This is a genomic window from Capnocytophaga sp. oral taxon 324 str. F0483, assembly GCF_000318315.2.
GTDB lineage: Bacteria > Bacteroidota > Bacteroidia > Flavobacteriales > Flavobacteriaceae > Capnocytophaga > Capnocytophaga ochracea.
In genome coordinates this window covers 53,394-61,208 of sequence record NZ_KB291539.1, presented here as the reverse complement: position 1 = coordinate 61,208, position 7,815 = coordinate 53,394, and the positions used below count along the sequence as shown (strand labels likewise).

The 7,815-nt window shown below is 40.8% G+C and carries 6 protein-coding genes; 2 read left to right on the top strand and 4 right to left on the bottom strand.

Annotated elements, in window-relative coordinates; all coding sequences use genetic code 11:
• Nucleotides 1–112 precede the first annotated feature (112 nt).
• The 3 genes from metE to HMPREF9072_RS11755 form a co-directional block, all read right to left on the bottom strand.
• Nucleotides 113–2,413: a 5-methyltetrahydropteroyltriglutamate--homocysteine S-methyltransferase gene (gene metE, locus HMPREF9072_RS11765; protein ID WP_009411921.1), complete on the bottom strand. Its 2,301-nt coding sequence runs from the start codon at nt 2,411–2,413 to the stop codon at nt 113–115.
• A 154-nt stretch (nt 2,414–2,567) separates the two neighbouring features.
• On the bottom strand, nt 2,568–3,761 hold the full coding sequence (gene sucC / locus HMPREF9072_RS11760) for an ADP-forming succinate--CoA ligase subunit beta (protein WP_009411920.1): 1,194 nt from the start codon (nt 3,759–3,761) through the stop codon (nt 2,568–2,570).
• 88 nt (nt 3,762–3,849) lie between these two features.
• Nucleotides 3,850–5,025 carry an aminopeptidase C gene (locus HMPREF9072_RS11755; RefSeq protein ID WP_009411919.1) on the bottom strand — a complete coding sequence of 392 codons (1,176 nt, stop codon included), beginning with the start codon at nt 5,023–5,025 and terminating at the stop codon, nt 3,850–3,852.
• 99 nt (nt 5,026–5,124) lie between these two features.
• Here HMPREF9072_RS11755 and HMPREF9072_RS11750 point away from each other — a divergent pair, with 99 nt between their 5' ends.
• Entirely contained in the window at nt 5,125–5,769 is a 645-nt protein-coding gene (locus HMPREF9072_RS11750; RefSeq protein ID WP_009411918.1) for a hypothetical protein, read from the top strand.
• Between the two features lie 90 nt (nt 5,770–5,859).
• On the opposite strand, the gene tsaD is transcribed toward HMPREF9072_RS11750, so the two are convergent.
• Complete coding sequence (gene tsaD, locus HMPREF9072_RS11745) at nt 5,860–6,876, bottom strand: tRNA (adenosine(37)-N6)-threonylcarbamoyltransferase complex transferase subunit TsaD (RefSeq protein WP_009411917.1); 1,017 nt, start codon at nt 6,874–6,876, stop codon at nt 5,860–5,862.
• A gap of 160 nt (nt 6,877–7,036) precedes the next feature.
• Here tsaD and HMPREF9072_RS11740 point away from each other — a divergent pair, with 160 nt between their 5' ends.
• Complete coding sequence (locus tag HMPREF9072_RS11740; RefSeq protein WP_009411916.1) at nt 7,037–7,744, top strand: metal-dependent hydrolase; 708 nt, start codon at nt 7,037–7,039, stop codon at nt 7,742–7,744.
• The last annotated feature ends 71 nt before the right edge of the window (nt 7,745–7,815 follow it).

Below are 7,815 nucleotides of genomic sequence, written 5' to 3'. Positions count from 1 at the left end.
AAAATGTTCCTTACAACCTTAGTTTCAAACTTTGGCAAAGTATGTGAAGCAACAAAAAAAGCAATGTGCTTTTTCTTGCACATTGCTTTTTTTATTTATTACTTCTTATTTCTTATTTGTAAAGATTGCGAAGTTCTTTGGCGGTATCAACCATTGCGTGGAGAGCTGCTTTGGTTTCTGGCCAGTGGCGTGTTTTGAGTCCGCAGTCGGGGTTTACCCACAATTGCTCTTTGGGCACTACCGAAATGGCTTTCTTCATCAAGTTGGTCATTTCTTCTTGTGAAGGTACGCGTGGTGAGTGAATATCGTATACCCCAGGTCCTATTTCGTTAGGATATTTGAAGTCGCCAAATACATCGAGGAGTTCCATTTGTGAACGTGAACACTCTATGGTAATCACATCAGCGTCCATATCGGCGATAGCTTCAATCATATCGTTGAACTCGGAATAGCACATATGGGTATGGATTTGAGTTTCGTCTTTCACACCTGAGGCTGAAATGCGGAACGCTTTGATTGCCCAATCGAAGTAGGCTTTCCACTCGCTCTTGCGCAAAGGCAAACCTTCGCGGATAGCAGGTTCGTCAATCTGAATAACTTTGATACCTGCTTTTTCAAGGTCTACTACTTCATCGCGGATTGCTAAAGCTATCTGCAAACAAGTTTCAGAACGCGGTTGGTCATCGCGTACAAACGACCATTGCAAGATAGTTACAGGTCCTGTAAGCATACCTTTCACTGGTAATTTAGTAAGCGATTGTGCGTATTTGCTCCAGCGTACAGTCATTGGTTCTGGACGTGAAATATCACCAAAGATAATCGGTGGTTTTACGCAACGTGAACCGTAGCTTTGTACCCAACCGAATTTGGTGAAGGTGTAACCTTTGAGCAATTCACCAAAGTATTCCACCATATCATTGCGCTCAAACTCTCCGTGTACGAGTACATCGATATTGGTATCTTCTTGAAAACGGATAGACTCTTCAATTTCTTTTTCCAATAACTTATCGTATTCGGCTTGAGTGAGTTCTCCTTTTTTGAAGCGAGCACGCCAGCTGCGTACCTCATCAGTTTGAGGGAATGACCCAATAGTAGTTGTAGGGAAAAGAGGTAAGTTTAACGCTTTGTGTTGTGCTACTTTACGCTCGTTGAACGGACTGTGGCGCACATCGTCTTTGGCTGTGATGTTGTTCACGCGCTCTTTCACTTTGTTGTCGTGGATAAGCGGTGAAGTTTTACGTGTTTCAGCTGCTTTTTTGTTTTCTTCAAAAACGGCTTTTACCTCAAGTGTTATGTGACCTGTAGCAAGAGCTTGCAAAGTAGTTACTTCTTTTACTTTTTGTTTAGCAAAAGCCAACCATTGTTTGATTTCAGGGGTAAGCACTTTCTCGTTGTTTTCGAGTTCGAGGTTGCAAGGAGAGTGCAATAATGAGCAAGAAGTTGCTATCAATAGGCGGTCAGCACCGATAGCTTCTTTAGCTTTCTCAATCAATGCTAATGAGTGTTCGAAGTTGTTTTTCCAAATATTACGTCCGTCTACTACTCCAAGCGATAGTTTTTTATCGGCAGGAAGTGCTTTGAGCACTTTGTCAAGCTGAGCTGCGGCGCGCACTAAATCGATGTGCAATACATTGAAAGGCAATGACACAGCCAATTCGGTATTGTTATCCAATGCTCCGAAGTAGGTAGTGAGGATAAATTCGGTAGTAGGAAATTTGCTTCTTAGCTCGGTATATACTTTTTTGTATACATCGGCAGCGCCTTCAGGAAGGTCGAGAGCTAAGTAAGGCTCATCTATTTGAATAGTTTTAGCACCTGCATCTACTAAACTTCGTACGATTTGTATATACACAGGCAATAGACGTTCAGCCAAGTCTAAGCGGTGGAAACCTTGTTCTTTTTCTTTACCGAGAAGCAAGTAAGTTACCAAGCCGATAAGTACAGGTTTAGTGTCGAAACCGTGTTTTTTAGCCAAGTTGAACTCTTGCAAAGGTTTGTTTACAAGAATTTTGAAAGATTGGTCTTTGGTAAACTCGGGTACGATATAGTGATAGTTGGTATCAAACCATTTGGTCATTTCCATTGCAGTAATATCGATACCATCTTTTTGATAGCCACGTGCCAAAGCGTAATAACGTTCTAAATCACGCAAATGTTTAATTGGTGTAAAACGCTCAGGAATAGCGCTTACTGTAAACGAAAAGTCAAGCATTTGGTCATAAAGAGAGAAGTCGTTAGAAGGAATCAAATCTACTCCTGCTTCTTTTTGTAGTGTCCAGTTATGTACACGAATATTTTCAGCCACAGCTAGGAGTTCTTCTTCTGATATTTTACCAGCCCAGAAAGACTCATTGGCTTTTTTAAGTTCTCGTTTTTCACCGATACGAGGATAACCTAATACGTTTGATTTCATATATTTTTATTGAAATTTTAATTGGGCGCAAAGATATGAAAAATAATATCGGTACACAAATTTTTAATAATAAAACTTGTGTACCGATATGAATTTAGAATATTTTCCTAAGAATAAACTTCAAAACAGAAAAGCTAAAAAGATTATCTGTTGTTTATTGTAATACTTCTTTTACTTTATCGGCAGCTTCTTGGAAGAGGATTGCTGAGTGAACGGCTAAACCTGAATTGTCTAATATTTCTTTAGCAAGCTCAGCATTCGTACCCTGCAAGCGCACTATGATAGGCACTTTGATAGCATCGCCCATATTTTGGTAGGCATCTACTACCCCTTGTGCTACGCGGTCGCAACGCACAATCCCACCAAAGATATTGATAAGGATAGCCTTCACATTAGGGTCTTTGAGGATAATACGGAAAGCAGCTTCTACGCGTTTGGCATCGGCGGTACCTCCTACATCAAGGAAGTTAGCAGGTGAACCCCCCGCTTGCTTAATCAAGTCCATCGTAGCCATTGCCAAGCCTGCACCATTTACCATACATCCCACGTTACCATCGAGAGCAACATAGTTGAGCCCAACGGCTTTAGCTTCTACTTCTACTGGGTTTTCCTCTCGTGTATCGCGATAAGCCGCATACTCAGGGTGACGGAAAAGTGCATTGTCATCAAGAGTTACTTTGGCATCTACTGCCATTATTTTATTATCAGAAGTTTTTAGAACAGGGTTAATTTCAAACAAGCTAGCATCAGAAGACACATAAGCATTGTAGAGTGCTGTTACGAACTTCACCATTTCTTTTTGAGCCTCACCCGTAACGCCTAAGTTGAAAGCAATCTGGCGAGCTTGGAAAGGTAAGAGCCCTACGGTAGGGTCGATTTCTTCGGTGAAGATAAGGTGAGGTGTTTTTTCAGCTACTGCCTCAATATCCATTCCGCCTTCGATAGAATACATAATCATATTTTTACCTTTGGCACGGTTCAATAGTACCGACATATAGAACTCTTTGGGTTCGCTTTCTCCAGGGTAATATACATCTTCGGCTATAAGCACTTGATGTACTTTTTTCCCTGAGGGTGGCGTTTGAGGGGTAACGAGTTGCATACCTATAATTTGAGAAGCTATAGGCTCTACTTGGTCTAAACCTTTAGCTAACTTAATGCCACCGCCTTTTCCGCGCCCTCCGGCGTGTACTTGTGCTTTTACCACGTACCACTGAGTATTAGTGGCTTCGGTGAGTTGTTTGGCTGCCTCTACGGCTTCGGTAGGGGTGTGAGCAACGATACCACGTTGTACGCGTACCCCAAAACTCGAAAGGATTTCCTTTCCTTGGTATTCGTGTAAGTTCATATGAGAATGATTTGGTAACTATTTGGCAAAGATACTAAACAATTTATTAATTAGCAATAAATAATAAACAATTTTTAGTATTAACTTCTTATCTCTTACCTGAAAGTACCTCTTTCGCCCCTCCTTTATGAAGCATAATCGCAGTAGTTTTAAACTCTACAAAGGCTTTAGTTACATATAAGTAGCCCTCATAGTCGTTGCGCAAGCCCCAAGAGTTTTTCACGATGTAGTACTCACGTCCGTTTTGGTCTTTGGCAAGCCCTACGATGTGCATTGCGTGGTCATCGGTGGTTTGATAGTTGTCAAAATCACGCTGACGCATCTCGGGGGTGATAGTTCTTTCGGCAGTAGGAGGATTAGAAAAAAGATACAAGGCTTCCTCGTTACTCATCTCACTCACTTCTTTTTCAGGTACAAAAGCCACTCCGTTTTTCCAACTGAAATAACGCTCACTCACATCGGCTGCCCACGCTACCGTATAACCTTTTTTAAGCGCATTGTCAATGATTTTAGTGAGGTCTGTCATTGCAATATTGTAAGCGTAATCAAAGCTCCAGTTATCGGGTACTGCCATAAATACGTTTTTGTAGAGAGGCTGGTCGGCATACGATACCATTTCTATATAGTCGGCAGGATTGATACCTACGCGCTCTTTAGCAAAGCTCTGAGGAGTGTACTTTTTACCTTCGTACATAAAACTTTCGGGCACTGCACCTAAATAGGCATCGATGGTAGCTGTGAAAGCAGGTAGCCAGTTAGGGGTGAGTTTTTTCTTCTTTTCACCATTTCTTATCATTCCTTTTAAAAAGCCTTGTAGGATAGCGTGCAGTTCACCAAAATCATTGCGAGTAGTACCATAGTGCAAGCCTGTATAAACATTTTGAGGTACAGCACCATATTTGGCGTACATATTGATTACATCGTGGAGTTCACCTCCTTGTCCGTAATCCAAATTGCCGTGCATACGCACATATTGTTTAGCTTTTTCGATATAGCAGTTGCGAGCAGTGTAAATTTCGGCAAGATCAATAGGCTTTTTACCCATACGCTTCATCTCACTTTCTATAAACGAAGCTCCTGCATAGCTCCAGCAAGTTCCACTGCTACCTTGGTCTTTCACGTCGGTGCGTTCGAGGTTAATAACGGTAGTAAACTGAAATCCAGCATTAGCCGATTGATTTCCTGCTACCGATCTGATTAGGTCGTCTTGTGCTGTTGCTACAAAAGAAGCACACAGCGCTACAAATAATGTAATGTTTTTCATAAAAAAATACTTTATAATGAAGCGCAAAAGTATAAAACAATTGGCAAAATAGCAAATTTGGCATAGTTATCGCTATAAAAAAGTAAATGCTCAAACAATATGAAACATTTATACTTGTACATATTACTTTTATTAGGGGGATTAGTAGCTCAAGCTCAACCTTTTGAAACACGTAAAAAAGATGAAAAGGTAGTCATTCCGTTAGAAAAATCACCTGAGATAGAGTACAAGGGTAGTCCCATCAATCTGCGGGTAGCTCCTAAAAAAGAGAATAATCCCTGGATGAAGATGCCTGAAAAGAGCATTGATTTTACGGGAAAGAGTAATTTGGTACAGCGTAAAATAGAGTTCAAACCTAATTATGAGGTACTCAACGACCATAAACGGGAAGATTACGAAGCCCCAAAAGGCGACCAATTCTTTGGCGACTTCACCAATAATGGAAAGTTTGTAAATGTATATTGTCGCGACTTCGCAGCTATTGATGGCGATCGAGTGAGTTTATATGTGAATGGAGTAGAAGAAGTTCGCGATATTTTTCTTCTTGGGGAGTTCAGAGGTTTTAAAGTAGAATTGAAACCAGGTTTCAACAAAGTAGAGTTTTTGGCACTCAACCAAGGTGAATCGGGACCTAATACCGCCGAATTTATGGTGCTGGACGACAAAGGCAACACCATTATACGCAACCGTTGGGATTTAGCAACAGGCTCGAAAGCACAACTTGTAATTGTAAAAGACCATTAAAGCGAAGAAAATTATTTTTATTTGTTACTTTTTTTAGCTCATATTTTTATAGGAGATTTCCTATAAAGATATGAGCTTTTTTGTTACCTATTAGCTCAAAGAAAGTCGCGCTTGTGCAGTTACTTCTTGTGCCACAAAATCTCCTTCCAAAAACTTGTGATACCCTACGATGCCTATCATCGCTGCATTATCGGTACAATACTGAAATTTAGGCACAAAGGTTTGCCAACCGTATTGCTGTCCTAAAGCTGTGAGCGCATTGCGAATACCCGAATTAGCCGATACCCCTCCCCCAATAGCCACCTGCTTGATACCTGTTTCTTTTACAGCTTTTTTGAGTTTACTCATCAGTATTTCCACAATCGTGTGTTGTACTGAGGCACAAATATCAGCTAAATGTTCAGTTATGAAATTAGGATTTTCTTCAGTGTTTTTCTGTATGAAGTAGAGAATGCCTGTTTTAAGTCCCGAAAAACTGAAGTTGAGACCAGATATTTTAGGTTTAGAAAAACTAAAGGCTTTGGGGTTACCCTCTTGGGCGTATTTATCGATGAGAGGGCCTCCAGGGTAAGGAAGTCCTAATATTTTAGCGGTTTTGTCGAACGCCTCCCCTACTGCATCGTCAAGGGTTTCGCCCAACACTTCCATATCAAAAAAGCTGTTCACCTTCACTATTTGGGTATGCCCTCCGCTGATAGTCATTGCAAGAAAAGGGAACTCTGGTTTCGGCTGACCTTCCTCTATAAAATGTGCTAAAATATGTGCCTGCATATGGTTCACTTCAATGAGTGGAATATTCAGTCCCACTGCCATCGATTTAGCAAATGAAGTCCCCACGAGCAACGACCCCATTAAGCCTGGCCCTCTGGTAAAGGCAATAGCCGAGAGCTCTTCTTTGGTTATCCCTGCTTTTTTGAGCGCTTGAGCCACTACCGGCACTATGTTTTGCAAATGAGCGCGTGAAGCCAATTCGGGCACTACCCCGCCGTATTGTTTATGCACCTCTTGATTTGCCACCTCATTAGAAAGCACTTTATCATTACAAAGCACTGAAGCAGAAGTGTCATCGCAAGAAGATTCTATAGCTAATATATACGTATTTTTCATTCTTTTCAGTTTAAAGTGCAAAAGTAAGGATTATTTGCTAATTTAAAAAATTGTACTTGGTTGTGGAAGTGACATTAAAATAAAAACTAAAAATTATTTGCTTTATTCATTTTTTATCTCTACATTTGTAGCCTTAAAACAAACAAATAAATAAAACACTATGAAAGTAACTTATTTAGGTCACGCTTGCGTGAATATAGACATCAATGGGACTCACTTTCTCGTAGACCCTTTTATTAGCCCAAACCCTTTGGCTTCACACATTGATATAAACTCTATCAAAGCGGATTATATTCTCATTACCCACGCCCACGGCGACCATATTGCCGATGTAGGAGCTATTGCTAAACGTACAGGCGCTCAACTAATTACCAATCCCGAAATTCTCGCTCATTACGAAAAATTAGGGCTTAGTGGTCACGCAATGAACCTCGGAGGCTCTCACCGCTTCGTAGATGGCAAGGTAAAAATAAAGATGATTAAGGCAGAACACTCATCTTCCTTCCCCGATGGCTCTTATGGAGGCAATCCTGCTGGTTTCTTGATTGATTACAACGATAATACTATCTACATTTCAGGAGATACCGCCTTGCATTACGATATGAAAATTATTCCTCACCAATACAAGGTGAATTTAGCTATTTTTCCTATCGGCAACAACTATACAATGGGCGTACGCGATGCTCTTACAGCGGCTCGTTTTGTAGAGGTAGGCAATGTGTTGGGCGTGCATTACGACACCTTCCCCGTAATCAAAATTGATAAAGAAACGGCTAAACGCAAATTCAAAGACGACCACCGTCGCTTACACCTCTTAGAAATAGGTGCTACTCTTGATTTAAAAGATTTGAACATCAGCACGCTTTAAGAAATCTTATCACACGAACTTTGCCAAAGCCATAGAACTTTGGCAAAGTTTTTTTTCATACCTAAAATATC